At 67.1% G+C, this 25,760-nt stretch carries 23 protein-coding genes; 9 read left to right on the top strand and 14 right to left on the bottom strand.

Going from position 1 to position 25,760, the window contains the following annotated elements:
- Positions 1 to 182 precede the first annotated feature (182 nt).
- The 3 genes from P0086_RS15235 to P0086_RS15225 are packed head-to-tail and all read left to right on the top strand — an operon-like array spanning position 183 to position 3,440.
- Complete coding sequence (locus P0086_RS15235) at positions 183 to 1,838, top strand: GMC family oxidoreductase N-terminal domain-containing protein (RefSeq protein WP_148149531.1); 1,656 nt, start codon at positions 183 to 185, stop codon at positions 1,836 to 1,838.
- A gap of 9 nt (positions 1,839 to 1,847) precedes the next feature.
- The gene (locus P0086_RS15230; RefSeq protein WP_112599802.1) at positions 1,848 to 2,165 is read left to right on the top strand and encodes a Dabb family protein; all 318 of its coding nucleotides are present in this window, start codon (positions 1,848 to 1,850) and stop codon (positions 2,163 to 2,165) included.
- Positions 2,166 to 2,171: 6 nt separating this feature from the next.
- Positions 2,172 to 3,440 (top strand): glycerate kinase, encoded by a 1,269-nt coding sequence (locus tag P0086_RS15225; RefSeq protein ID WP_275786966.1) that lies wholly within the window; start codon positions 2,172 to 2,174, stop codon positions 3,438 to 3,440.
- A gap of 38 nt (positions 3,441 to 3,478) precedes the next feature.
- On the opposite strand, the gene P0086_RS15220 is transcribed toward P0086_RS15225, so the two are convergent.
- The 3 genes from P0086_RS15220 to P0086_RS15210 all read right to left on the bottom strand — a co-directional run bounded on the left by P0086_RS15220 (position 3,479) and on the right by P0086_RS15210 (position 5,447).
- Positions 3,479 to 3,790 carry a plasmid stabilization protein gene (locus tag P0086_RS15220; RefSeq protein ID WP_275786963.1) on the bottom strand — a complete coding sequence of 104 codons (312 nt, stop codon included), beginning with the start codon at positions 3,788 to 3,790 and terminating at the stop codon, positions 3,479 to 3,481.
- 136 nt (positions 3,791 to 3,926) lie between these two features.
- A complete protein-coding gene (locus P0086_RS15215; protein ID WP_112610621.1) occupies positions 3,927 to 4,526 on the bottom strand; it encodes an NAD(P)-binding domain-containing protein in 600 nt (199 codons plus the stop codon).
- Between the two features lie 135 nt (positions 4,527 to 4,661).
- A complete protein-coding gene (locus tag P0086_RS15210; protein WP_112593560.1) occupies positions 4,662 to 5,447 on the bottom strand; it encodes an SDR family oxidoreductase in 786 nt (261 codons plus the stop codon).
- Positions 5,448 to 5,565: 118 nt separating this feature from the next.
- Here P0086_RS15210 and P0086_RS15205 point away from each other — a divergent pair, with 118 nt between their 5' ends.
- Positions 5,566 to 6,501, top strand: coding sequence for a LysR family transcriptional regulator (locus tag P0086_RS15205; protein WP_275786958.1), 936 nt, complete (start codon positions 5,566 to 5,568; stop codon positions 6,499 to 6,501).
- Between the two features lie 83 nt (positions 6,502 to 6,584).
- Positions 6,585 to 7,280 (top strand): uracil-DNA glycosylase, encoded by a 696-nt coding sequence (ung, locus tag P0086_RS15200; protein WP_112613436.1) that lies wholly within the window; start codon positions 6,585 to 6,587, stop codon positions 7,278 to 7,280.
- Between the two features lie 70 nt (positions 7,281 to 7,350).
- Here ung and P0086_RS15195 read toward each other — a convergent pair whose 3' ends face one another.
- The 6 genes from P0086_RS15195 to P0086_RS15170 form a co-directional block, all read right to left on the bottom strand.
- Positions 7,351 to 8,304: a nucleoside hydrolase gene (locus P0086_RS15195; protein WP_275786952.1), complete on the bottom strand. Its 954-nt coding sequence runs from the start codon at positions 8,302 to 8,304 to the stop codon at positions 7,351 to 7,353.
- A gap of 30 nt (positions 8,305 to 8,334) precedes the next feature.
- A complete protein-coding gene (locus P0086_RS15190) occupies positions 8,335 to 9,573 on the bottom strand; it encodes an FAD-binding oxidoreductase (protein WP_275786950.1) in 1,239 nt (412 codons plus the stop codon).
- Between the two features lie 149 nt (positions 9,574 to 9,722).
- The gene (locus P0086_RS15185) at positions 9,723 to 10,586 is read right to left on the bottom strand and encodes a metal ABC transporter permease (RefSeq protein WP_275786947.1); all 864 of its coding nucleotides are present in this window, start codon (positions 10,584 to 10,586) and stop codon (positions 9,723 to 9,725) included.
- Positions 10,583 to 11,413 carry a metal ABC transporter permease gene (locus P0086_RS15180; protein WP_275787028.1) on the bottom strand — a complete coding sequence of 277 codons (831 nt, stop codon included), beginning with the start codon at positions 11,411 to 11,413 and terminating at the stop codon, positions 10,583 to 10,585. The genes P0086_RS15185 and P0086_RS15180 overlap by 4 nt, the downstream gene beginning before the upstream one ends.
- Positions 11,414 to 11,445: 32 nt before the next feature.
- Positions 11,446 to 12,333 carry a manganese/iron ABC transporter ATP-binding protein gene (locus P0086_RS15175; RefSeq protein ID WP_275786944.1) on the bottom strand — a complete coding sequence of 296 codons (888 nt, stop codon included), beginning with the start codon at positions 12,331 to 12,333 and terminating at the stop codon, positions 11,446 to 11,448.
- Positions 12,330 to 13,226, bottom strand: a complete 897-nt coding sequence (locus P0086_RS15170) for a metal ABC transporter substrate-binding protein (protein ID WP_275786941.1) — start codon at positions 13,224 to 13,226, stop codon at positions 12,330 to 12,332. Before P0086_RS15170 ends, P0086_RS15175 begins: the two co-directional genes overlap by 4 nt.
- A gap of 264 nt (positions 13,227 to 13,490) precedes the next feature.
- Between P0086_RS15170 and P0086_RS15165 the strand changes: the two genes are divergently transcribed.
- A complete protein-coding gene (locus P0086_RS15165; RefSeq protein WP_275786938.1) occupies positions 13,491 to 14,174 on the top strand; it encodes a hypothetical protein in 684 nt (227 codons plus the stop codon).
- Positions 14,175 to 14,334: 160 nt separating this feature from the next.
- Here the strand turns inward: P0086_RS15165 and lysS are convergent, their stop codons facing one another.
- The 5 genes from lysS to P0086_RS15140 all read right to left on the bottom strand — a co-directional run bounded on the left by lysS (position 14,335) and on the right by P0086_RS15140 (position 21,195).
- Positions 14,335 to 15,831 (bottom strand): lysine--tRNA ligase, encoded by a 1,497-nt coding sequence (gene lysS, locus P0086_RS15160; protein WP_275786935.1) that lies wholly within the window; start codon positions 15,829 to 15,831, stop codon positions 14,335 to 14,337.
- Between the two features lie 10 nt (positions 15,832 to 15,841).
- Positions 15,842 to 17,311 (bottom strand): glutamate--tRNA ligase, encoded by a 1,470-nt coding sequence (gltX, locus tag P0086_RS15155; protein ID WP_275786932.1) that lies wholly within the window; start codon positions 17,309 to 17,311, stop codon positions 15,842 to 15,844.
- 199 nt (positions 17,312 to 17,510) lie between these two features.
- Positions 17,511 to 19,283, bottom strand: coding sequence for an SLC13 family permease (locus P0086_RS15150; protein ID WP_275786929.1), 1,773 nt, complete (start codon positions 19,281 to 19,283; stop codon positions 17,511 to 17,513).
- Positions 19,284 to 19,575: 292 nt separating this feature from the next.
- Positions 19,576 to 20,331 carry a TerC family protein gene (locus tag P0086_RS15145; RefSeq protein WP_148191368.1) on the bottom strand — a complete coding sequence of 252 codons (756 nt, stop codon included), beginning with the start codon at positions 20,329 to 20,331 and terminating at the stop codon, positions 19,576 to 19,578.
- Between the two features lie 186 nt (positions 20,332 to 20,517).
- A complete protein-coding gene (locus tag P0086_RS15140) occupies positions 20,518 to 21,195 on the bottom strand; it encodes a TetR/AcrR family transcriptional regulator (protein ID WP_112593572.1) in 678 nt (225 codons plus the stop codon).
- Positions 21,196 to 21,345: 150 nt separating this feature from the next.
- On the opposite strand from P0086_RS15140, the gene P0086_RS15135 reads away from it, so the two are divergent.
- From P0086_RS15135 to P0086_RS15125, 3 genes are all read left to right on the top strand, one after another.
- Positions 21,346 to 22,566, top strand: coding sequence for an HlyD family secretion protein (locus P0086_RS15135; RefSeq protein WP_275786926.1), 1,221 nt, complete (start codon positions 21,346 to 21,348; stop codon positions 22,564 to 22,566).
- A gap of 337 nt (positions 22,567 to 22,903) precedes the next feature.
- Positions 22,904 to 24,436 carry a DHA2 family efflux MFS transporter permease subunit gene (locus P0086_RS15130; protein ID WP_275787025.1) on the top strand — a complete coding sequence of 511 codons (1,533 nt, stop codon included), beginning with the start codon at positions 22,904 to 22,906 and terminating at the stop codon, positions 24,434 to 24,436.
- A 93-nt stretch (positions 24,437 to 24,529) separates the two neighbouring features.
- Entirely contained in the window at positions 24,530 to 25,666 is a 1,137-nt protein-coding gene (locus P0086_RS15125; protein WP_275786923.1) for a metallophosphoesterase, read from the top strand.
- Positions 25,667 to 25,760 lie beyond the last annotated feature (94 nt).

The raw sequence follows: 25,760 nt of genomic DNA, 5'->3' as shown, positions 1-25,760 counted from the left end.
CCGGCCGCTTCCGCCGGGGGGGGGGGGGGGGGGGGGGTGGGGGCCCCCCCCCCCGGGGGGGGGGGGGGCGCCCCCGCGGGGGGGGGGGGGGGCCCACGGCGACAAAGAAGTCACCCCACCCCGGACCTACGGTCCGACCCTCCCCCTCAAGGGGAGGGTGATGAACACTTGAGGAAACGTGCATGGCATATGACTACATCATCACCGGCGCCGGGCCTGCGGGTTGCGTGCTCGCCAATCGCCTTTCCGAGGATGCCTCCGTGCGGGTGCTGCTGCTGGAGGCCGGGGGCGGCGACTGGAACCCGCTGTTCCACATGCCGGCGGGCTTTGCCAAGATGACCAAGGGTGTCGCCAGCTGGGGCTGGGAAACCGTGCCGCAGAAGCACATGAAGGGCCGCGTGCTGCGCTACACCCAGGCCAAGGTCATCGGCGGCGGCTCGTCGATCAATGCGCAGCTCTATACCCGCGGCAATGCGGTGGATTACGACCTCTGGGCCGCCGAGGACGGCTGCGAGGGCTGGGACTACCGCTCCGTCCTGCCCTATTTCAAGCGCGCGGAGGACAACCAGCGCTTCGCCGACGACTACCATTCCTATGGCGGGCCGCTCGGCGTCTCGATGCCGGTCTCGGGGCTGCCGATCTGCGACGCCTATATCCGTGCCGGCCAGGAGCTCGGCATTCCGCACAACCACGATTTCAACGGTCGCCAGCAGGCGGGCGTCGGCTTCTACCAGCTGACGCAACGCGACCGCCGCCGCTCCTCGGCCTCGCTCGCCTATCTCTCGCCGATCAAGGACCGCAAGAACCTGACCGTCCGCACCGGCGCCCGCGTCGCCCGCATCCTGCTCGAGGGTACGCGGGCCACAGGCGTCGAGGTCGTCACCGCACGCGGCATCGAGACGATCCGGGCCGAGCGCGAGGTTCTCGTCTCCTCCGGCGCCATCGGCTCGCCGAAGCTGCTTCTGCAGTCCGGCATCGGCCCGGCCGACCACCTGAAGTCGGTCGGCGTCGAGGTGAAGCACGACCTGCCGGGCGTCGGCTCCAACCTGCAGGACCATCTGGACCTGTTCGTCATTTGCGAATGCACCGGCGACCACACCTATGACAACGTGGCGAAGCTGCACCGCACGCTCTGGGCCGGCCTGCAATACGTGCTGTTCCGCTCCGGCCCGGTGGCCTCCTCGCTCTTCGAGACGGGCGGCTTCTGGTATGCCGATCCGGATGCGCGGTCGCCGGACATCCAGTTCCACCTGGGCCTCGGCTCGGGCATCGAGGCCGGCGTGGAACGGCTGAAGAACGCCGGCGTGACGCTGAACTCCGCCTATCTGCACCCGCGCTCGCGCGGCACGGTTCGCCTTGCATCGGCCGATCCTGCGGCCGCGCCGCTGATCGACCCGAACTACTGGGAGGATCCGCACGACCGCCGGATGTCGATCGAGGGGCTGAAGATCGCCCGCGAGATCATGCAGCAGGCGGCGCTGAAGCCCTTCGTCCTTGCCGAACGGCTGCCCGGCCCCAAATACGTCACCGACGAGGATCTGTTCGACTACGGTTGCGCCAATGCCAAGACGGACCACCACCCCGTCGGAACCTGCAAGATGGGAACGGGGGCGGATGCCGTCGTCGGGCTCGACCTCAGGGTGCACGGGCTCGAGGGCCTGCGCGTCTGCGACAGCTCCGTGATGCCGCGGGTGCCCTCCTGCAACACCAACGCGCCGACGATCATGGTCGGCGAGAAGGGCGCCGACATCATTCGCGAGCTGCCGCCGCTGCCGCGGCAGATCTTTGCCCACGAGCGCAACGATACCCGTGCGCGCGCCCGCGCCGACATCCGATAGGAGCCTCGCATGATCCGCCACTGTGTGTTCATCCGCTTCAAGCCGACGATCAGCGCCGCGGCCAAGAGCGAGATCTTCGACGAGGTCGCAGCCCTGAAGGGACGCATCGCCGGCCTGCTCGCCGTCCATGTCGGCACGAACGTCAGCCCCGAGACCGGCATGGACAAGGGCTTTTCCGACGGCTTCATCGTCGATTTCGACGACAGTTTCGCCCGCGATGCCTATCTCGTCGACGCGGAACACCAGAAGGTCGGGGCAAAGATCGTCGCCGCCGCTCTGGACGGGGCGAACGGCGTGCTTGTCTATGACCTCGAAACAGACGATTGATCAGGCATGCAAGACGATCCCCGCGCTTTCCTCGCCGCCCTGTTCGACGAAGCCGTCAAGGCCGCGGACCCGCTTTCGGCCATCCGCGCCCATCTGCCGGCGCCGCCGAAAGGCCGCACTGTCGTCGTCGGCGCCGGCAAGGCGGCAAGCCAGATGGCAAAGGCGTTCGAGAGCCTGTGGGACGGCCCGCTGGAGGGCGTGGTCGTCGCCCAGCACGGGCCGGTCGCGGCCTGCGAGAGGATCGCAGTGCTGCAGGCCGCCCACCCGGTGCCGGATGCGGCCGGGCTCACGGCGGCCGCGCGACTGCTGGAGACGGTGCGGGGGCTGACGGCGGACGATCTCGTGGTCGCGCTGATTTCCGGCGGCGGCTCCGCGCTGCTGCCGGCGCCGGCCGGAGGGCTGACGCTGGAAGACGAGATCGCCGTCAATCGCGCCCTGCTCGCCTCCGGCGCGCCGATCTCGGCGATGAACGTCGTGCGCAAGCACGTCTCGCAGATCAAGGGCGGCCGGCTCGCCCATGCCGCGGGACCGGCGCGGGTGGTCAGCCTGATCGTCTCCGACATTCCCGGCGACAATCCCGCCCATGTCGCTTCCGGCCCGACCGTCCCGGACGGTTCGACGCCGCAGGATGCGCGCGAGATCGTCCGCCAGTACCGGATGAACCTGCCGGACCGGGTGCTGAAGCACCTGGCCTCCGCCGAAGCCGCAGCGCCCGGCCCGCAGGACGCGACCTTCGCCAGCCACGAGCACCATGTCATCGCCTCGGCCCGCGTCTCGCTCGAAGCCGCCGCGGCCAGGGCGCGCGCGGCGGGCGTTGAGACCGTGATCCTGTCGGATGCCATCGAGGGCGAGGCGCGCGACATCGGGCTGATGCATGCGGCGATCGCCCGCGAGGTGCGCACGCGCGGCCGCCCCTTCGCCGCCCCGGTGCTGATCCTCTCCGGCGGGGAGACGACCGTGACGATCGGGGACGAGGGATACGGCAAGGGCGGACGCAACAGCGAATTCCTGCTGTCGTTTGCGCATGCGATCGAGGGGCTGGACGACGTCCATGCGCTTGCCGCCGACACCGATGGCCGCGACGGCTCGGAACACAATACCGGCGCCTTTGCCGATGGCGGCTCGGTCCTGCGGATGCGGGCTGCCGGCGAGGATCCGCGCGCGCGGCTGCTCGGTCATGACGCCTACACCGCCTTCGAGGCGATCGGCGACATCTTCACCACCGGCCCGACGGGGACGAATGTCAACGATTTCCGGGCGATCCTGATCCGCTGAGGGGCGCGGCGGCCAGTCCGCTCTTGCGGCATCTGACCCTAGTGGGCGCGCTGCTCGTTGCGCTTCCGCGTCGCGGCCGCCTTCTTCGCGGAGGCGGAGCGCTCGGCCGCGGTTCTGCCGGCGGAGGCCGCGCCACCCTTCCGCCCGCCCTTTCGGGAAGAGACATGCGTGTCGGGCCTGCCGCGGCCGGAGCCGGACTTGTTGCCGCCGCCGTCCTCCTTGTTGACCGTTGCCCAGGCGCGGCGCTCGGCTTCCTTCTCGGACAGGCCGCGATCCTCGTAGCTGTCCGCGATGTGCTCGGCCTTGCGCTTCTGCTTGTCCGTGTAGCTCGACTTGTCTCCGCGTGGCATGTTCGTCTCCTTCCGGGGTGTGGACGATGCCGTGCCGGCATCGCATTGCCCTCAAACGGCGGTGCGGCGGACATGTTCCGGGGCAGGGCCCGGCTGCCCGGACCTCGCCTTGCGGCCCGCGTGGATGAACACGCGCTCAGCCGAACTTCACGAGGTTGAGCGCCGGCAGCGGGCCGCCCGGGAACTCGACTAGCTTGCCGCCGACGGCGATCGGGCCGAGGTCGATCCCGAAGAAGCCGAGACGGTCGATCAGGGCGCCGACGTCGGCCCTGGCTGCCGCGTCGTCGCCCGAAAAGAAGAGCACGCGCTTGCCGCCTTCGGCCTGCGGGTTGCCGGACAGAAGATGGGGCTGCAGGTGGTTGAAGGCCTTCACCACGCGGGCGCCCGGGACGAGATCGGCAAAGACCTCGCTCGAAAGCCGACCCCGCAATTCCGCCTTGCGAAAGGCCGGCAGTTCGATCGGGTTGTTGGCGTCGATGACGATGCGGCCGTTCCAGGCGGGCAGGCCGGCCAGGGCCTCGGGCAGCTTCGACCAGGGGACGGCGACGAGGACGAGGTCGGCGCTTGCCGCCTGCTCGCGCGTGGCTGCGGTGACGAAGGGCGCAAGTTCCGTCTCGATGTCTGCAAGCGAGGCCGGACCGCGGCTGTTGGCGATGACGGCAGGAATGGCGTTCTTCGCCAAGGCGCGGGCGAAGGCGGAACCGATGTGGCCGGAGCCGATGATGCCGATGGACATGGGATCTTCCTTTCGTGGAGCGAGGGGCGGAGCCATCGCCCGCATTGGCGCGGGTGGGGCGGGAGGGGCGGGAGGCGGTTGCGCCTCCCGCGCTCACCTGTCGATAGGCGGGCTGTTGGGCGGCCGGCCCGCGCCTCAGGCCGTGAAGCCGCCGTCGGCGACGATGTCGGCGCCGGTGACGAAGGCCGCTTCGGGGCTGGCGAGATAGGCGACGACGCTTGCGACCTCATGCGCCTTACCGTAGCGGCCGATCGCCATGCCGGGGCCGACGATCTTTGAGACGGGGCCGCCGTCCGGGTTCATGTCGGTGTCGGTCGGGCCGGGATGCACGGTGTTGACGGTGATGCCCTTCGGCCCGAGGTCGCGCACCAGGCTGCGGTTGAAGCCGGCGACGGCGCCCTTGGTCAGCGTGTAGAGCGAGGCGGTCGGGAAAGCGGCGTAGCGCACCATCGACGAGCCGATGTGGATGACGCGGCCGCCGGCCGTCATGTGCCGAACCGCTTCCTGCGTCGCCACGAAGACGCCGGTGACGTTGACGGCGATCATGCGCTGGTAGTCGTCGAAGCTGATCTCCTCGATCGGGCCGCCGAGCGCAATGCCGGCGTTGTTGACGAGAATGTCGATGCTGCCGAAGGTCTCGACGACCTTGCCGACAGCGGCGCGAACGGCTTCCGGGCTGCCGGCGTCGGCGGCGATGGCCAGCGCGCGGCCACCCTTTGCCTGGATGCCGGCGACAACGGCGGCGGCCTTTTCCGGCGAGCCGTTGTAGGTCAGGGCGACGGCGGCGCCATCGGCTGCGAGCCGCGCTGCGATGGCGGCGCCGATCGAGCGCGAGCCGCCGGTCACGAGCGCGACCTTGCCGGCCAGCGGAGATGCGAGCGTCTTTGCCGCGGTTTCGGAAAGGGGAGAGGCCTGGTTCATTGTCGTTGCTCCTTCGGTTGGCGGTGGGGTCCGGCGTTTCGATGGAGCAAATATTGCGCTTTCATTCACCCATGATTAGTCTCAGGTGATTGTCATTTCTATCAAGCATTCGTTGAAAATGGAAACACTGGCCAATCTCGAAAGCTTCGTGCGCAGTGCCGAAACTGGCAGCTTCTCCGCGGCCGGCCGGCGGCTGGCGCTGACGCCGGCTGCCGTCAGCCGCAACGTGGCGATGCTGGAGCGCAATCTCGGAACGCGGCTGTTCCTGCGCAGCACGCGCAAGCTGACGCTGACCGAGGACGGCGAGCGGTTCCTGACGCAGATCCGTGACAATCTGGAGGGGCTGCAGGCCGCGATCGCGGCGGTCTCCGGCGGGGAGGGGGAGCCGGCGGGCGTGCTCAAGGTCAGTCTCAGCCCGACCTTCGGCATGGACCATATCCTGCCGCTGCTGCCGGCCTTCCTGAACCGCTATCCGGCGATCCGGCCGGAATGGCATTTCGAGAACCGGCAGGTCGACCTGGTCGGAGAGGGATACGACGCGGCGATCGGCGGCGGGTTCGAACTGTCCTCCGGCGTCGTCGCGCGCGCCCTGGCGCCGGCCCACCTGATCGCGGTCGCCTCGCCGCAATACATGATCGGCCGGCCGCCTCCGGAAACCCCGAAGGCGCTGGCTGCGATGCAAGGCATCGTCATGCGCTCGGCCCGGACCGGCCGGGTGCGGGCGTGGACGATGCGCAATGCCGCGGGCGAGGAGATGCCGGCGCAGCTGGCCGAGACGATCGTCTTCAACGACCCGGCCGCGATGGGTCGGGCGGCCGCTGCAGGCCTCGGCGTCACGCTCATGTCGGTGCCCGACGCGCTGCCCTATCTCGACACCGGCAGCCTCGTCCGGCTGCTTCCGCAATGGCATGCGGATCTCGGCGTGGTCTCGATCTACTATGCCAGCCGCACGCTGCTCCCGGCCAAGACGCGGGCGTTCATCGACTTCCTCGTCGATGCGTTCCGGCGGCAGGGCCTGCCGGAGCGGTTTTCGGCGACCGGCGGCAAGGGTTGAGCCGCTGCCAAAATGCCGGCAACCCGGTTTCGGTTTTGCGTTTCCTGCGCTATCCAGACGGAAAGACATCGGCGGAGAGCGGCATGGCGGGTGCGGAGGTGCGGATCGGGGAGAGCTGGCGGGCGCCGCTTTCGGAGGAATTTGCAAGCCCCTACATGGCGGCGCTGAGGAGCTTTCTCGTCCGCGAGAAGGAGCAGGGAAAGCGGATCTTTCCGAAGGGAGCGGAGTATTTCCGCGCTCTCGACCTGACGCCGCTTTCGGAGGTCAAGGTCGTGATCCTCGGTCAGGACCCCTATCACGGCGAGGGACAGGCGCACGGGCTCTGCTTCAGCGTGCGCCCGGGCGTGCGCATCCCGCCGTCGCTCGTCAACATCTACAAGGAAATGGCCACCGACCTGGGGATCGAGCCGGCGCGGCACGGCTTCCTCGAGCACTGGGCGCGACAGGGCGTGCTGCTGCTCAACAGCGTCCTGACGGTGGAGATGGGCCGTGCCGCCTCGCATCAGGGGCAGGGGTGGGAGCGGTTCACCGATGCGGTGATCCGCGCCGTCAACGACAACGACCAGCCGGTCGTCTTCATGCTCTGGGGCTCCTACGCGCAGAAGAAGGCGGCGTTCGTCGACCGGACGAAGCATCTGGTGCTGCGCGCGCCGCATCCCTCGCCGCTTTCGGCGCACAACGGCTTCTTCGGCTGCCGGCATTTCTCCCAGGCGAACGCCTTCCTGGAGAGCCGTGGCCGCCCGCCGATCGACTGGGCGCTGCCGCAGCACCCGGAGTAGCCCCAAGGCTGCCGGACCTCTTCTCCCCGGCGGGGAGAGGTGGGGCGCAGCGCCGGACGAGGGGCCGGTATCAGGCCGGGCGCGCCAGCGTTTCCGCAAGCAGGGCCAGCACCGCGTCCGCGTCGATGCCGATGCAGGCGTGCTGGCTCGGCAGTTCGTCCCAGTTCCCCGGCGGGAAGGCGCGACCATCGGGCTTCTGGATGGTCTGGCCGTCGGCGATGCCGCCGGCGACGACGCGGATCGCGCCGCTGCGGGTGGTGAAGAGCTCGGGCGCGACGAGATAGATGCAGGCGCAGCTGTCGTGGACGACCATGCCGTCCTTCACGTGCCGGCCGTAGAAGTCGATATAGAGCTGCGAGATGTCCGACAGCAGCTTCGCCCGGGCGCCGCCCTTCCGGACGATCTCGTCCAGCAGCGTGCGCGTCATCACCGTCTTCATCGTCACGTCGAGGCCGACGACGGTCACGTTCCAGGGGGCGGTCATCACCACGTCGGCCGCCTCCGGATCGCCGTGGATGTTGGCTTCGGCCGCGGGCGTGATGTTGCCGGGAACGTCGAAGGCGCCGCCCATGATGATCACCTGCTTCACGAGGGCCGCGATCTGCGGGTCTTCCTTCAGCGCAAACGCGAGGTTCGACATGCGGCCGACGGCGATCAGCGTCACCTCGCCGGGATTTTCCCGCACGGTATCGATGATGAAGCGGTGGGCGGGGCGCGGGTCGACGGGCAGGTCGATCGTCTGCGGCACGTCGATATTGCCGAGGCCGTCATGGCCGTGGATCATCACCGGCCAGTCGACCGGGTTGCGCATCGGGTCGAAGGCCTTGCCGTCGCCCCTGGCGACCGGTGCGGTGATGTTCCATTCGCGCTTGAGAAACAGCGCGTTGCGGGTCGTCGTCTCGACGGAGGCATTGCCGAAGACGGTGGTGATGCCGATCAGATCGATCTCGGGATGCTGGTGCAGGAACAACAGCGCCATGGCGTCGTCGATGCCGGGATCGGTGTCGAATATGACCTTGTGCATGAGGCGGATCTTTCGGTTCTGTGGGCCGCGCTACTGGAAGCGGCGGATCGAGAAGGCGTCGAGCGCGGGGTTCAGGTCGCCGGCAAACAGATCGGCAACGTGGCGGCCGGTGGTGGCTGCGAGCGTCAGGCCGAGATGGCCGTGGCCGAAGGCGAAGGCGATGCGCGGGTCGCCCGGATGGAGGCCGATGACGGGGACCGAATCCGGTGTCGAGGGCCGGCGCCCCATCCATTCGGTGCCGCCCTCATCGGGCAGGTCCGGCACATAGCGGCGCATCTTCTTGCGCATGGCGGCGGCGCGCGCGTAATTGGCGGCCGTCTCCGGCTTTGCCAGTTCGACGGCGCCGCCGACGCGCAGCATGTTCTCGAAGGGCGTGGCGACAAAGCCGTGCTCGGAAAAGAACACCGGCATCTCCAGCGTCACCGACGGATTGACGAAGGTGGTGTTGTAGCCCCGCTCGGTCTCCAGGTAGACGTGCAGGCCGACCCGCTCGACGAGCGGCTTCGACCAGACGCCGGCGGCGACGACGACCTTGTCGAAGAGGTGGTTGTTCTGCGCCTCGGTACGGACGGATATGCCCTCGTGGTTCCAGGAGAGCGAGGAGACGGCGGCATCGATGAACGATGCGCGCTCGCGGATCGCCGCCTGCAGGCGGCGCAGGAAGGTCAGCGGATACTCGAACGTCTGGTAGCCGTCATTGTAGATCGCACCGGCGAAATTGCCGGTGAGCGCCGGGACGCGGCGGCGCGTCTCGGCGGCGTCGAGCTTCTCGACGTCGAAGCCGCCGAGGAGGCGGGCGTTATCCACCTCGTGGGCGAAGGCCTTGTCGCGGGCGGCCTCGGTGTCGAAGATCGCAAGCGCGCCCGTCTTGCGGATATGGCCGTAAATGCCGATCGTCTGCGCCATGGCGGCGTGATCGGCGGCGGCGGTCCGCATCAGGAAGGTGAGGGCCTTGCGGGAGCGCTCGACCTGGGCGGGGCGGGAGGCGGCGAGCAGGCGTATCAGCCAGGGCAGCAGCGAGGGCACGTCGCCCCAGCGAAGGGCGAGCGGCCCGAGCGGATCGAGCAGCCAGCGGGGCGCGGACAGCAGCATGCCGGGGCGGGCGATCGGGTCGATCTCGGGAACGGCGAGGATGCCGGCATTGCCGACGGAGGCCGGCAGCCCGCCGGCATCGCGCTCGATGATGGTCACCTGATGGCCGCGGTCGAGAAGGTGAAGTGCCGTGGCGCAGCCGATGATGCCGCCGCCGACGATGCCGATATGTGCCATGCCTGTCCTGCTTTTGGTCCGCCGAAAGGGTGCGCCGCGCGACTCCCCTTTCCTGTCGGGCCGGACGATAGACGGAAAAGAAAAGCCTGTCGACCGCGTGCGGCCCAGGCTCCAATTTCCGGTTGGAACCGCGGGTTGCCGGCCCGCCCCTATCGGGGCGAGGCCGGCCCGGCTGCCGTCCGCGTCGTCTCGCGCCGGCGGACGGTCTGCCACAGGAAGGCGCCGACGAAGAGGATCGTCATCAGCACGACGATGGTCGGGGCCGGGGCGCTGTCGAGGAAGAAGCTCAGGTAGATCCCGGAAAGCGAGGCGCCGACGGCGACGAGGACGGCGACGGCGAGCATCGCGCCGAAGCGGCGGGTCAGAAGCGCTGCGATCGCCCCCGGCGCCACCAGCATGGCCACCGACAGGATGATGCCGACCGCCTTCAGCGCGCCGACGACGACGAGCGAGAGCACCGCGAGCAGGCCGTAGTGGAGCAGGCGGACGGGCAGGCCGATCGCCGCGGCGTGCTGTCGGTCGAAGGCCTGCACCAGCAGGTCCTTGCGGAAGACCAGGATGAAGCCGGTGCAGGCGAGCGCGATCAGGCCGGTCTCCAGCAGATCGGAGGTCGCGATGCCCAGCATGTCGCCGAACAGGATATGGTCCAGATGGACGTCGGATTCGATCGAGACGTAGAGCACGATGCCAAGGCCGAACATGCCGGAAAAGACGATGCCGAGGACCGTATCCTCCTTCACGCGGCTGTTGTTGCGGATATAGCCCGCCGCCAGCGCGCAGAAGAGGCCGGCGACGAAGGCGCCGATGGCAAAGGGAAGGCCGATGACGTAGGCGATGACGACGCCGGGCAGCACGGCATGCGAGACCGCGTCGCCCATCAGCGACCAGCCCTTGAGCACCAGATAGCAGGAGAGCAGCGCCATCGGCACGGCGATCATCAGGGTCACGGCGAAGGCATACTGCATGAAGCCGAGGCGGAAGGGCAGCAGCGCCAGTTCGAGGGTCTCGCTCATGCGGTTCCTCCGCGCTGCTCCAGCGCCAGCCGGCCCTTGCGGCGGATCGCGATCAGCCCGTGCTTCGGGGCCAGGACGAAGGCGGCGAGGAAGATCAGCGTCTGCAGCACGACGATGATGCCGCCGGTGGCGCCGTCGAGGAAGTAGGAGACATAGGCGCCGACGAAGCTCGTGCCGGCGCCGAGCAGGGCGGCGATCACGATCAGCCGCTGGAAGCGGTCGGTCAGCAGATAGGCGGTGGCGCCCGGCGTCACCACCATGGCGATGACCAGGAAGGCGCCGACGGTCTGCATGGCGGCGACGGTGGAGGCGGCCAGCAGCGTGAAGAACAGCAGCTTGAGCGCCAGCGGCTTCAATCCGATCGAGCGGGCATGGTTCTCGTCGAAGAAGGTCACCATCAGGTCCTTCCACTTCAGGAGCAGGATCAGGAGCGTCACGCCGCCGATGATGGCGAGCTGCAACGTGTCGGACGGCGTGATCGCCAAGATGTTGCCGAGCACGATGGTCTGGATGTTCACCGAGGTCGGCGACAGCGAGACCATGAACAGGCCGACGCCGAAGAAGGAGGTGAAGATCATGCCGATGATCGCGTCCTCCTTCAGGCGGGTGCGGTGATTGAGGAACAGCATGGCCCCGGCCGCGAGGCCGCCGGACAGGAAGGCGCCGGCGGAGAACGGCAGGCCGAGCATGTAGGCGCCGGCGACGCCGGGCACGATCGAATGCGAGAGTGCGTCGCCGATCAGCGACCAGCCCTTCAGCATCAGATAGGCGGACAGGAAGCCGCAGACGCAGCCGACGAGCGCGCTGACCCACATGGCGTTGACCATGTAGTCGTAGCCGAAAGGTTCGAGGAGAACGTTCACTTTCCGGCCTTCTCGGGTTCGGCGGAAGCATTCTTCCTCTCGCCGTAGATGACGAAGGGCCGCTCGTCGTCGGTGATGACCTTGACCTGGCGGGCGTCCTCGTCCTCGTGCAGGTCGGGGCCGGCGAGGATGAAGTGGCGCAGCACGCCGCCGAAGGCGCGCTCGAGGTTGGCCTCGGTGAAGGTCTCGGCGGTCGGGCCGGAGGCGATGACGGTGCCCTTGACGAAGACGGTGCGGTCGCAGAAGTCGGGCACGCTGCCGAGGTTGTGAGTGGAGACCAGCATCACCCGGCCCTCGTCGCGCAGGGTGCGCAGCAGCGCGATGATCTGCTCCTCGGTGGTGACGTCGACGCCGGTGAAGGGCTCGTCGAGCAGGATCACCCGGCCCTCCTGGGCGAGCGCGCGGGCGAGGAAGACGCGCTTGCGCTGGCCGCCGGAGAGTTCGCCGATCTGGCGCTTGCGGAACTCGCTCATGTTCACCCGGGCGAGCGCCTCGGAAACCATCTCGTGGTCGCGCTTCGTGGGGATGCGCAGCCAGTTCATGTGGCCGTAGCGGCCCATCATCACCACGTCCTCGACGAGGACGGGAAAGGTCCAGTCGACCTCCTCGGCCTGGGGGACGTAGGCGACGAGGTTCTTCCTCAGCGCCTCGCGCACCGACATGCCGAGGATCGTCACCGCGCCGCCGGCCAGCGGCACGAAGCCCATGAGCGCCTTGAAGAGCGTGGACTTGCCGCTGCCGTTGACGCCGACCAGTGCCGTGATCGTGCCGCGGGGCACGGAGAAGCTGGCGTGCTTGAGGGCGGTGACGCCCGTCCGGTAGGTGACCGTGACGTCGTCTGCGACGATGCCGTCCACGGGCTTGCTGCGTCCGCCCATCATCATTGCGACAGGCCCTTCACGATGGTCTCGGACGTCACGCGAAGGAGATCGAGATAGGTCGGCACCGGGCCGTCCGCCTCGCTGAGGCTGTCGACGTAGAGCACGCCGCCATAGGCTGCGCCGGTCTCCGCGGCGACCTGGCGAGCCGGCTTGTCGGAAACCGTGCTTTCGGAGAAGACGACGTGGATGTTGTGCGCGCGCACCGCATCGATCACCGCCTTGACCTGCTTGGGCGTGCCCTGCTGGTCGGCGTTGATCGGCCAGAGGAAGAGCTCCTTCAGCCCGAAGTCGCGGGTGAGGTAGCTGAACGCGCCCTCGCTGGTGACGAGCCAGCGCTTGTCCTCGGGAAGCCTGTCGAGCTCGGCCTTGATCTCGGCCGAGAGCGCCCGGATCTTGTCGCCATAGGCCTTGGCATTGGCCTCGTAGACGGCGGCATTGTCCGGGTCGATCGAGGTGAGCGCCTTGCGGATGTTCTCGACGTAGATCAGCGCGTTGTCCGGCGACATCCAGGCGTGCGGATTGGGCTTGCCGGTATAGGGCCCCTCGGAAATCCCCATCGGCTCGACGCCGTCGCTGACGACTGCGCTCGGCACGTCGTTGAGATTGGCGAGAAACTTCTCGAACCAGAGCTCCAGGTTGAGGCCGTTCCAGAGCACCAGCGAGGCGTCCTGCGTCTTGAGGATGTCGCGCGGGGTCGGCTGGTAGTTGTGGATCTCGGCGCCCGGCTTGGTGATGGACTCCACGACTGCGGCGTCGCCGGCGACGTTGCGCGCCATGTCGGCGATGACGGTGAAGGTCGTGACGACCTTGGGTTTTTCCTGTGCCGCTGCGAACTGGGCCCCGCCCAGGATCAAAGCTGTTGCGAGGAGGGCGGACCGGGCCAGATCTATGAACATAAAAATCCCTTAAGCGCTTTTGCGAATGAGTTGCAATCAAATATAGGCGGCGAACGCGGCTTGTCAATGCAATTGCAAATCATTCGCAAAAACGATCATCTGCGCCGGCTGGCGACCGGTTGTTAACCATCGCAAGCGGGAAATGGTCTGCGGGGGCCCGCCGTGCCGGCCCTTAAGGTTTCCGAAACGTCCCGGGAAATACGGTGGTTCCAATTCCGCGCCTCCCTGGGGCCGTCTTTTCACTTCAAAGAGTGGTGCGTCCCGTTGAAGCTTCTCCCGTCAAAACTGCGGCTGCCGAAGAAGGTGCTGATCCTGCTTGCCGGCGTGATCGTTTTGACGGGGGCGTCCGGGGCGGTGGCCGTGTTCGTCGGCCGCGACGCCATCCTCGGCCCGCCGGAGGAGCGAATTTCAGGGGTCGCCTGCACGACCGTGCTGACGGTCAGGCAGAACCGGGACGGCCAGGAATGGCTGCGCCGCTATATCCGCGCCAAGGCCGATGACGGCGACATGCGGATCAAGACCGCGCTCAGGGTGGCCGGGGCGCTTTCCAACCAGGAAAAGGCCGATCTCTACCAGGTGGTCCTGCTCGACGAGGCAGGGCCGGCGTCGCGGGCGGACATGCGCGGCAGGGCGATCGGCGCGGAGGTGCTGTTTTCGCGCGAGCCGGGCAAGATCGCCGGCCTGACGGCGCCGTTCCAGGCGAGTTACGCCGAAGGCGCCGCCGCCGAGAACGGCGAATTCTATGGTGAGCGCAAGGCGCTGAAGCTGGACGAGATCAAGGGCATCGTGACCGCGATGGCCGACCGGACCGACTGTCTGGACCCGGCGGCTGCCGGCGAGGACGCTACGGCGTCCCATGGCGAGGCGGCGGCCGAAGAACCTGCCGCCGAGGCGGCGCACGGCGGTGGCGAGGCCGAGCCCGAGGAGCACGCGGCAGCGGCGCACTGAGCGCTGGAGGCTGACCTCCGCGCCGCATACCAGGGAAACAACCGAAGGGCGGGCTTGCGGGCACGATCGACGCCTGAAGCTGCCCGTACTCCCGGCATCAAGAAAAAACCCCGCGCAGGGCGCGGGGTTTTCGCTTTCCTGGACCGACGTATGCGGCCGATCAGTCAGCCTTCGCGCGACGGGCCGGGAAGAGGATGACGTCGCGGATCGACGGGGCGTTGGTCAGGAGCATGATCAGGCGGTCGACGCCGACGCCGAGGCCGCCGGCGGGCGGCATGCCCTGGTCGATCGCATCGAGGAACTCGTCGTCGAGCTGCTTGGCCTTCTCGCCGCGGGCATGGGCCTGCTCCAGCTGCTCGACCATGCGGGCGCGCTGTTCTTCCGGGTCGTTCAGCTCGGAGAAGGCGTTGCCCAGTTCCCAGGTGTTGCAATAGGTCTCGAAGCGCTCGACGAGGCGCGGCTCTCCCGGCACTTCCTTGGCGAAGGGCGAGATGTCCTTGGGGAAGTGGGTGACGTGCGCCGGCTGGATCAGCGTCGGCTCGACCTTCTCCTCGAAGATGAAGGCCAGGCACTCGCCCCAGGTCCAGTCCTTCTCCACCTCGAAGCCGGCGGCCGTCGCGGCAGCGCGGGCCTCCTCGTCGGTCTTGAGGCTCAGGAAGTCGATGCCGGTCACTTCCTTGACGGCGTCCGGCATCGGCACCCGCCGGAACGGGCCCTTGAAGGAGAGCTCCTTGTCGCCGTAGGTGAACTCCGTCGAGCCGTGGATCTTCATCGCCAGCTCGGCGAACATGCGCTCGACGAGGTCCATGATGTCCTCGTAGTCGGCATAGGCCCAGTAGCACTCCATCATGGTGAACTCGGGATTGTGCCGGGTCGAGACGCCTTCGTTGCGGAAGTTACGGTTGATCTCGAACACCTTGTCGGTGAGGCCCGATACCAGCGTGCGCTTCAAGAACAGTTCCGGCGCGATGCGCAGGTACATGTCGAGCTTCAGCGTGTTGTGATGGGTCTTGAAGGGCTCGGCGGTGGCGCCGCCATAGACCGAATGCAGCATCGGCGTCTCGACTTCCATGAAGCCGTCGTTCTCCATGAAGCGGCGGATGCCGGAGACGATCTTCGAGCGCTGCTGGAAGCGGAGCTTGGATTCCTCGTTGGTCATGATGTCGAGATGGCGCTTGCGGTAGCGGATCTCGACGTCGGCGACGCCGTGCCACTTCTCCGGCATCGGCAGCAGCGACTTGGTCAGCATGATGATCTGCTGGGCGTTGATCGTCAGTTCGCCGCGCTTGGTGCGCCGGACGACGCCCGTGACGCCGATGATGTCGCCGAGATCGATCATCGGCAAGAGCGCGCGGGCCTCTTCGCCGGTGACGTCCTTGTGGGAGAAGATCTGGATCTTGCCGGAGGCGTCATGGAGGTCCATGAACATGCCGGAATTGCGCGAGGAATAGACGCGGCCGGCGACGGTGACGACGTCGCCGCTCTCGGTGTCGGGCTCGAGGTTTTCGTACTTCTCCGCCAGTTCCGCATTGGTGATCGTGCGGTGGAAATGGGCCGGATAGACGTCGCCGACCTGCTGGCGCAGAAGATCGAGCTTCTGGCGGCGCACTTCGGTCGCGTCGGAGGACAGGGCGGCGGTTGTGTTCTTGTCGTTCATCGTTGTGTCCTTACTTGCCGCTGCCGGTCATGGATGCCACCACCTTGGCGGCGACTTTCAGACGCTGGCGGACGACGGAGCGGCCGAGGATGGCCATCGAGTCGAACAGCGGCAGCGAGCGCGACGAGCCGGAGACGGCGACGAAGAGCGGCGCCAGCACCACCTTCAGCTTCTTGTCCATGCGCTCGGCGATGGCGCGCAGCTCCGCCTCGATGCTCTCGACGTTCCACTCGAAGATCTTCTCCAGGTCCGGTTGGACGGTGTTGAGGATCTCCAGGATTTCGTCCGGCGTCGACTTCACCTTGGCGAAGGCGGCCGGCTCCAGCCCGAGGTCGGACTTCAGCAGGAAGCCGGCGAGCTCGGGCAGTTCGCCGAGCTTGGTGATGCGCGACTGCGACAGCTTCAGGCCTTCCTTCAGCCGGTCGTTCTCCATCGCCCAGGCGAGCACGCGGGCGGCGAATTCCTCTTCCGAGAACTTCTCGCGCAGCCAGCGGCCGTTCAGCCAGTCGAGCTTCTGGATGTCGAAGATGGCGCCGGATTTCGACAGGTTCTCCGGGTCGAACTTCGCCGCCAGTTCCTCCATCGTCATCAGTTCCTCGCCTTCGGCGATCTGCATGAAGAACAGGCCGAGGAAGTTCATCAGCGCTTCCGGCACGTAGCCGAGCGCCGAGTAATAGCTGATCGAGGTCGGGTTCTTGCGCTTCGACAGCTTGGACTTGTCGGCGTTGCGCATCAGCGACAGGTGCATGAAGACCGGCTGGTCCCAGCCGAAGTAGCGGTAGAGCAGGATGTGCTTCGGTACCGAGGCCAGCCATTCCTCGCCACGGGCGACATGGGTGATCTTCATCAGATGGTCGTCGATGACGTTCGCCATGTGATAGGTCGGCATGCCGTCGCCCTTGATGAGCACCTGCATGTCGACGCTGTCCCACGGGATCGAGACGTCGCCGTAGACGCCGTCGGTGAAGTCGCAGGAGCCCTCGGCCGGGATCTTCATGCGGATGACGGAGCTTTCGCCGGCCGCCATCTTGGCGGTGACTTCCTCGGCGCTCAGGTGCAGGCAGAGGCCGTCATACTTCGGCGGCTTGCCGGCGGCGCGCTGGGCCTCGCGCATCTGCTCCAGCCGCTCGGGCGTGCAGAAGCAGCGGAAGGCATGGCCCTTGTCGAGCAGTTCCTGCGCGTAGGGCTGGTACATGTCCTTGCGGTCGGACTGGCGGTAGGGGCCGTAGGGGCCGCCGATGTCGGGGCCTTCCGACCATTCCAGCCCGCACCATTTCAGCGCGTCCAGCACCTTCGTCTCGAATTCCGGGGTCGAGCGGGTCGCGTCGGTATCCTCGATGCGCAGGATGAAGGTGCCGTTGTTCTTCTTCGCGAAGAGATAGTTGAACAGCGCGATATAGGCGGTGCCGACATGCGGCTCGCCGGTGGGGGAGGGTGCGATGCGGACGCGTACGGGGGCGTTCGTGTCGGAAGTGCTCATTTTTCTTCGGCCCGGTCGAAATGCGGTGAAGCCGCCCGCCGGAGGAAGTACCGGGTGATCGGCTCATGCTTGTAAGGGAGGGAACGCCCGATGGGTCGCCGGAAAAGTGGCGGATCCGGAGCTTTCCGTTTGGGCTGGGGTGAGACCACATTCGACCCGGCGCGTCAAGGGCCGGCGCGTCCGGTCCGCCGCATCCGCGCTAGCGGACGGGCCAGACCTGGAGCAGCGCGGGGACGCTGACGAGGATGATCAGCAGCGACAGCGGCAGGCCGAGCCGCGGGTAGTCGCTGAACCTGTAGCCGCCGGGTCCCATCACCAGCGTGTTGCACTGATGGCCGATCGGCGTGAGGAAATCGCAGCCGGCGCCGATCGCCACCGCCATCAGGAAGGCCTCTGGCCGATAGGACAGCGCCGAGGCGAAGCTGACGGCGATTGGCGCCATCACCAGCACGGTTGCGGCATTGTTGAGGAACGGCGTCACCGCCATCGCGCTGACGAGGATCAGCGCCAGCGCACCGTAGGCCGGCATGCCGGAGGCGATCGAGCCGAGCCAGCCGGCGATCAGTTCGCTGCCACCGGTGGTACGCAGCGTGTCGCTGACGGGGATCAGTGCTGCGAGCATCACCAGGATCGGACCGTCGACGGCGCGGTAGGCATCGCCGAGCGGGAGGACGCGAAAGAGCAGCATGCCCACGGCCGCGGCGAAGAAGGCGGTGGCAACGGGGACGGCGCCGGTCGCGCTGGCGATCATGGCCGCGGCCAGGATGATCAGCGGCACGTAGGCGCGCCGGCGCGAACCGAGCAGGATCTGCCGCTGCGCCAGCGGCAACAGTCCCAGTTCCTGCAGCGTCGAGGGCAGCGTCTTCGTGCCGCCCTGGACCATCAGCACGTCGCCCGGTGCGAGATTGACCTCGCTCAGGCGCTCCGCGAGCCGCTTTCCCTGCCGGCTGACGGCCAGCAGGTTGATGCCGTAGCTGTGAAAGAGGGCGAGCCTGCGGGCCGAAAGGCCGGCAAGGCGGGAATCGATCGTGACGACGACCTCGACCGCGGTGATCTCCTCGCCGGCTGCGGGCGTCTGCTGGATCGGCTTGCCGGAGAGCTTGAGCCCTGCCGCCTCTGTGACGTGGGCGAGTGCGGTAGGCGTCCCCTCGAGCAGGATCGTGTCGCCCTTCTGCACGGTCACGTCCGGAAGCGGCGCCATCCGGCGCCCCTCACGGATGATCGCGGTCGCGGCGATGTCGCCTTCTCCCGGCTTCAGGATCGTGTTCAGGGTCTTGCCGAGGGCGGTCGATTTCTCCGTCACCGTCGCGTCGGAAGAATAGGTGGACAGTTCCAGCGCCTCGTCCAGCGACGGGTTCTGCCGGACGCGTTCGGGCACCAGGCGGTGGAGCAGCAGCAGGGACAGGATGCCGGTCACGGTCAGGATGCCGCCGACGGCGGTGAAGTCGAACATGGTGAAGCTCTCGCCGGTGATCTCCTGGCGCATGCGCGAAACCACGATGTTCGGCGAGGTGCCGATCTGGGTCATCAGGCCGCCGAGCAGGGCGGCGAAGGCCATCGGCATCAGGTAGCGCGAGACCGGAACGCCGGACCGGCGCGAGAACTGGAAGGCCATCGGCATCATGATCGCGAGCGCGCCGATGTTCTTGATGAAGGCGGACATCACCGCGACGGTGACGAGGAGCAGCGCCATCTGCGGGGTGAACCCGGTCAGGTTCGGGAAGAACTTCTGCACCGCCCGGTTGATGATGCCGGACCGGGCGACACCCGCACTGACGACGAGCGCGCTGCCGACGATGATGACGATGTCGTCGCTGAAGCCGGAGAAGGCCTTGTCGAAGGGAACGATGCCGACCGCGACCGAGGCGAGCAGGGCCAGGCAGGCGACGATGTCGTAGCGGACGCGATCCCAGACGAATCCGGCCATCATCAGGATGATGACGGCGAAGGACAGGATCTGCGGCAGTGACATCGACTTACCCTTCCGCGGTGCGGGGCACACCGGCGCATCAGAAATTCGCGCGCGCCGCCAAGGTTCCGGAACGATCCCGCTCCCACTTCATTATTGGCACGGGTGGCGCGGCCGTGCCAACCGGACGCGACGGAGATGGAGAACGCAGGGATTTTTCCGGTTTCTTCCTGCGGCCAACGAAACGGCAGTCGAGCTCCTTACCCGCCCGGCCAGCGCCCCCGCTTCCCTCAAAACACAAGGCCGGCGCGCTTTCGCTCGCCGGCCCTTTTCATGGCTTGTTGATCGAGGCCGGTCAGTGCAGCCGCTGGCTCGCCTTCTTTCTGAGGCGGGCGTTGCGCGAGAGCATGTTCAGCACCTCGACCAGCGCCGAAAACGCCATGGCGGCATAGACGTAGCCCTTGGGAACGTGGAAGCCCATGCCTTCGGCAATCAGCGTCGTGCCGATCATCAGCAGGAAGGCCAGCGCCAGCATGACGATCGTCGGGTTCTTCTCGATGAAGTTCGCGAGCGGCGTGGCAGCCAAAAGCATGACCGTGACGGCGACGACGACGGCCGCCACCATGATCGGCAGGTGCGGCGTCATGCCGACGGCGGTGATGATGCTGTCCACCGAGAAGACGAGGTCGAGCAGCAGGATCTGGCCGATGGCGGCGGTGAAGGAGGCATTCGCCGTCGAAGCGATGAAGTCCTCGTTGTGGTCGTCGGGGTCGACGTTGTGGTGGATTTCCTTGGTGGCCTTCCAGACGAGGAAGAGGCCGCCCGCGATCAGGATCATGTCCTTCCAGGAAAAGCCGTGGCCGAACAGTTCGAAGACCGGCGTGGTGAGTTTGACGATCCAGGCGATCGTGCCGAGCAGGGCAAGGCGCATGACCAGCGCCAGCCCGATGCCGACGCGGCGGGCGGATTCGCGCTGGTCCGGGGGAAGCTTGTTGGTGAGGATGGAAATGAAGATCAGGTTGTCGATGCCGAGAACCACCTCCATGACGATCAGCGTTACAAGAGCGATCCACGCTTCTGGGCTCTGCATCAGGGCCAGGATGCTTTCCATCCGATATCTTCCTCTCCGGTTTCAGACTTGGTGAGGCAGGTATGTATGGAGAGTGGGGGAAGTTGCAAGACGGCGGCGCCACATGCGAGCGCGAACGGGCGCGCAGAAGGGGGCAAACCGCCCCGCCGGCGCGCCGCGCGGATCAAAAATGCGTGATCCCGGCGCAAAGCTGCCGGGTGTGCGGGCTCAGGATTGCGGCGTGCCGTAGGCGGCGAGGAAGACCCGGATGCCGCTGGCGACGATACGCTCGATCTCTGCCTCGGGCGGCGGGGAGGCCATCGTGCCGAACAGGCGGTGCTTGAAAATGCCCACCGTGGCCAGTTCGAGGAACTGGCGGGCGCCAAGCTCGGTATCGTCGATCGCAAGCCGCCCGCGGGCGACCTGCCGGTCGAGATAGTCCTTGAGAACCGAAACCGGGTTCATCGGCGTCGCCGCCAGGAAGCCGCACGCGAGCGTGGGCATGCGCTGGTTGACGGCGAGCACCATGCGCATGGCCTTGATCGTGTATTCGGAGGAGATATGGCGGGCGAACAGCGCGCCGAAATCGTGCAGCGCTTCGGCGACGGTGAGGTCCGGGTTCAGCGCATGGCGGGCGGATTCGGTGATGCGGAAACGCTCGCGCTGGATGAGCTCGGCGAACAGGTCTTCCTTGTTCTGGAAATAGACGTAGATCGTACCCTTGGAGACGCCGGCGGCGCGGGTGATGTCGTTCATGCTGGCCGCGTCGAAGCCCTGCTCCATGAAAACGCGCTTGGCGCCATCGAGGATCTGCTCGCGCTTGACCGGGTCTTCCCCGGCGGCACGGCGCCCGCCCTGCGGCGTCGCGCTGTCTTCGCGGGAGCCTTTCGTTAACTCCGTCTCCATCGCGTCCTGCAAAACCTCCTGCCAGATCCGTTTTTCGAACCGCGCGGTTCGATTTACTCTTGATATGGATCAGATTTGGTATTATGTCAAATCGAACTGAACGGTTCAGTTCAATGAATTTCATGTCCTCCTGACATTCCCGGTGAGCAGATGTCCGTCCTAAAGAGTACGAGCAAAGCCAAGGTCCGCCCTGTCGACGACGATTTCGTCGCCGAACCCGCGGAGGCGCAGCCGGCGGCCGAAGCCCCGTCTACGCCGCAGCCAGCCGCGCCGGCGACCGCCGAGCCGGCGCCTGCCGCCGCGCCCGCGAAATCCGGCGGCAAGCGTCGCCTGCTGCCGATCCTGCTGCTGGCCGCGCTCGCAGGCGGCGCCTGGTACGGCTACGACTGGTGGACGACCGGCCGCTTCATGGTCTCGACCGACGATGCCTATATCGAGGGCGATATCGCCACGATCTCGCCGAAGGTCACCGGCTATGTCGCCAAGGTCGAGGTTGCCGCCAACCAGCTGGTCAAGGCGGGCGACGTGCTGGTGACGCTCGACGACGGCGACTACCGCAATGCGCTCGACCAGGCCAATGCCCAGATTGAGACCTCGCAGCTGGCACTGCACCGCATCGATGCGCAGATCGACGGGGCGCGCGCTTCGCTGGCCCAGGCCCAGGCGCAGAAGGCGGCGCTCGAGGCGGCCGTGCGCGGCGCGCAGATCAACCAGACCCGTGCGAGCGAGCTGCAGTCCAAGGAGGTCGGCACCACCGCCGATCTCGATACCGCCAATGTCGCGCTCGACCAGGCCCGCGCAAACCTCGCCGGCGGGGAGGCGACCATCGTGTCGGCAACCGCCAACGTCGCCCTGCTGGAAGCGCAGCGCAAGGAAACCGAAGGGACGATCCGCACGCTCGAGCTGCAGCGCGACAAGGCTGCGCGCGACCTGAGCTTCACGGTGCTGAAGGCGCCCTATGACGGTGTCGTCGGCAACCGGTCGGTCCAGGTCGGCGACCTGGTCTCGCCCGGCCAGCGGCTGATGGCGCTGGTTCCGACCCGCGAGCTCTACATCGACGCGAACTTCAAGGAAACGCAGATCCGCCACCTCGTGCCCGGATCGAAGGTCACCGTCTATGTCGATGCCTTCGACGACGACCCGATCACGGGGACGGTGGCCTCGATCGCGCCTGCCTCCGGCTCGGTCTTCTCGCTGCTGCCGCCCGAGAACGCCACCGGCAACTTCACCAAGATCATCCAGCGCGTGCCCGTCCGCATCGCACTGCCGCAGGAGGCGCTCGACAGCGGTCGCCTGCGGGCCGGCCTCAGCGTGGTCGTCGATGTCGATACCCGCACGGCACCCGAGGCAGGCACCGTTGCGGGAAAGTGAGTGCTGCGCGCCCATGAAGGGCGCGCAGCATTCCATGGTCTGAATCCGGGCCTGAACACCGGGGCCTGAACACCGGGGCCCGAGCCCGGCCCGAGCGCATTCGGGCGCCGGACCGGAGGGGCCGCCAATTCAATCCGATGCCGGGCGTTCCAGCGGGCCGGCATGAACCGATGCTGCACGCCCCTGTCGTTCGCGCCGGGCGGCAGCTGGACCCAACCACGGCGACATCCCCTCAAGTCCTGATCCGACGGGGGAGGCGCCAGCGGAGCCGAGCATGTCTGCCACCACCGCCGTTCCGGGCAAGGCCATCGCGCCCGCAGCGCCCGCGACCGAGACCATGGATCCGAAGCGCCTGATCGCCTTCCTGGCCATGGTGCTCGGCATGTTCATGGCCATCCTCGACATCCAGGTCGTCTCCGCCTCGCTGTCGGAGATCCAGGCCGGGCTCAGCGCCGGCTCCGACGAGATCGCCTGGGTGCAGACCGCCTATCTGATCGCCGAGGTGATCATGATCCCGCTGTCGGGCACGCTCGCCCGCATCGTCTCGACGCGCTACCTCTTCACCATCTCGGCGGCCGGCTTCACGCTCGCCAGCGTGCTCTGCGCCACGGCGACCAATATCGAGCAGATGATCGTCTATCGCGCGCTGCAGGGTTTCATCGGCGGCGGCATGATCCCCTCGGTCTTCGCGGCCGCCTTCACTATCTTCCCGCCGTCGAAGCGCAGCGTCGTCAACCCGATGATCGGCCTGATCGCGACCCTGGCACCCACGATCGGCCCGACGGTCGGCGGCTATCTCAGCCATGCCTTCTCCTGGCACTGGCTGTTCCTCATCAATCTGGTGCCCGGCATCATCGTCACCATCGTCGCCTGGAACTTCATCGACTTCGACAAGCCCGAGTGGTCGCTGATGAAGAAGTTCGACTGGTGGGGGCTGGCCTCCATGGCCATCTTCCTCGGCGCGCTGGAATACGTGCTGGAGGAGGGCAACGCCAACGACTGGTTCAACGACGACCACATCGTCATGGGCGCGGTCGCATCGGCCACCGCAGCACTGGTGTTCTTCTGGCGCGCCTTCAACGTCGAGTTCCCGGTCGTGGATCTCCGGGCCTTCTCCGACCGGAACTTCTCCTTCGGCTCGATGTTCTCCTTCGTCATGGGCATCGGCCTCTACGGGCTGACCTATCTCTATCCGGTCTATCTCGGCCACATCCGCGGCTACGATTCCTTGATGATCGGCGAGACCATGTTCGTCTCGGGCCTGACGATGTTCTTCACCGCGCCCGTGGCCGGCATCCTGTCGAACAAGCTCGATCCGCGGGTGATGATGTCGATCGGCTTCTTCTCCTTCGGCGCCGGCACCTACATCATGACCGGACTGACCGCCGACTGGGATTTCTACGAGCTGTTCATTCCGCAGATCCTGCGCGGCTTCGGGCTGATGATGTGCATGGTGCCGATCAACAACGTCGCGCTCGGCACGCTGCCGCCGGCCCGCATCCGCAACGCATCCGGCCTCTACAACCTGACCCGCAACCTCGGCGGCGCGGTGGGGCTGGCGATCATCAACACCGTGCTGACGACGCGGCAGGACGTGCACTACATGCAGCTGCGCGAGCATGTCGACTGGGGCAGCCCCCAGGCCGTCGAGCAGATCAACAACATGGCGGCCAACTACACCGCGCACGGGCTCGACGGGGCGACGGCCGCCATCAAGCAGATGGTCAACCTGGTGGAGCGGCAGGCCATGATCATGGCCTTCAGCGACGTGTTCATGCTGCTGACGGTGCTGTTCGCCGGCATGCTCCTCTGCGTGACGATGATCCGCAAGCCGCAGGCGCGCGCCGGCGGCGGTGGCGGCGGCCACTGACGGCACAGACTGACGGCCGCTGCGCGCGGGGGCTGTACGACGCCCCCGCTCACGCTCTAGGATGCCGGCTTTCGGCATCAGCGCGGTGGCAGCATGGCATTCCCCCGGTCTTCGTCGCTCTCGCGGCGCATGTTTCTCGCAGGCCTTGCCGGCACCGGGGCGGCGGGCTTGCTGCCCATCCCTGCGGTGCGGGCCCAGAATCCCTGGCCGAAGATCAATGCGACGTTCGTCTTCGCCGCCGACATCCATGCCTGCCTCGTCAGCGCCGACGCGCTCAGCCCGAACTGCGAGGCGGAAGGCAAGACCGACGCCAACCTGGTGCGGCACGTGCGGGCGATCAACGCGATCGCCAGCAAGGACTGGCCGCGGACGATCGACGGGGTGGCCACCGGGCTGCGCCATGCCGGAACTCCGATCGGCCCGCCGAACGGGGTGGTCATCGGCGGCGACATGACCGACGACGGCGGCGGCCAGGTGAAGGTTCCCGGCGAGGGCTGGCAGCTGCAGCAGTTCGCCAGCCGCTATCGCCAGGGCACCGGGCTCGACCAGCTGCATTTCCCGGTCTATGCCGGGCTCGGCAATCACGATCTCGACCAGGACGGCGCGCCGCCGCATGTCGACTTCTACCGTCGCGAGCTGCGCGACTATGTCGAAATGAACCATCGCAACTCCGTCTTCTACAAGCCGCCTGTTCCGGTGACCAACTACGACGTGCCCTCGGACAACTATTCCTGGGACTGGGGCGGGCTGCACCTCGTCCAGCTGCAGCGCTTCGGCGGCGACCATTCCAAGGGGGCCGTCAGCGGGCTCGACTGGCTGAAGCAGGACCTCGCGACCTATGCCGGCGACGGCCGGCCGGTGGTGCTGTTCCAGCACTATGGCTGGGATCCGTTCTCGCTCGAGCGCTGGGATCCGGCCGCGCGCACGTTCGACGACCAAGGGGCGGGGGCCGCGCACTGGTGGTCGGACGACGACCGGCGGGCGCTGCTGGACGCGATCAGGGGCTACAACGTCATCGGCATCTTCCACGGCCACGAGCATCCGACGCCGATGATCTACCGCGCCGAGGGGCATGACGTGTTCAAGCCGATCGCCTCCTATATGGGCGGGTTCGTGGTGGCGACGGTCACTGACGAGGCCTTCGAGGTCGTGCTGGCGAGAGCCTATGGCGATCGCGGCGACGTCGTCTTCACCAACGCCTTCAGTAAGCCGCTCGGGACCGCCCCCTAGGCTCATCCGTGGGCCGTTCTGGCCGCTCAGGACGGCCCGGCGAAATTTCTGATTTACGTACATCAGAAAAGCCGCTAATGGTCGCCGCGGAGGA

It is taken from the genome of Mycoplana sp. MJR14, assembly GCF_029210525.1.
Lineage (GTDB): Bacteria > Pseudomonadota > Alphaproteobacteria > Rhizobiales > Rhizobiaceae > Mycoplana.
Note: the sequence above shows the minus strand (reverse complement) of the source record. Positions and strands in the feature narration are given on the sequence as shown.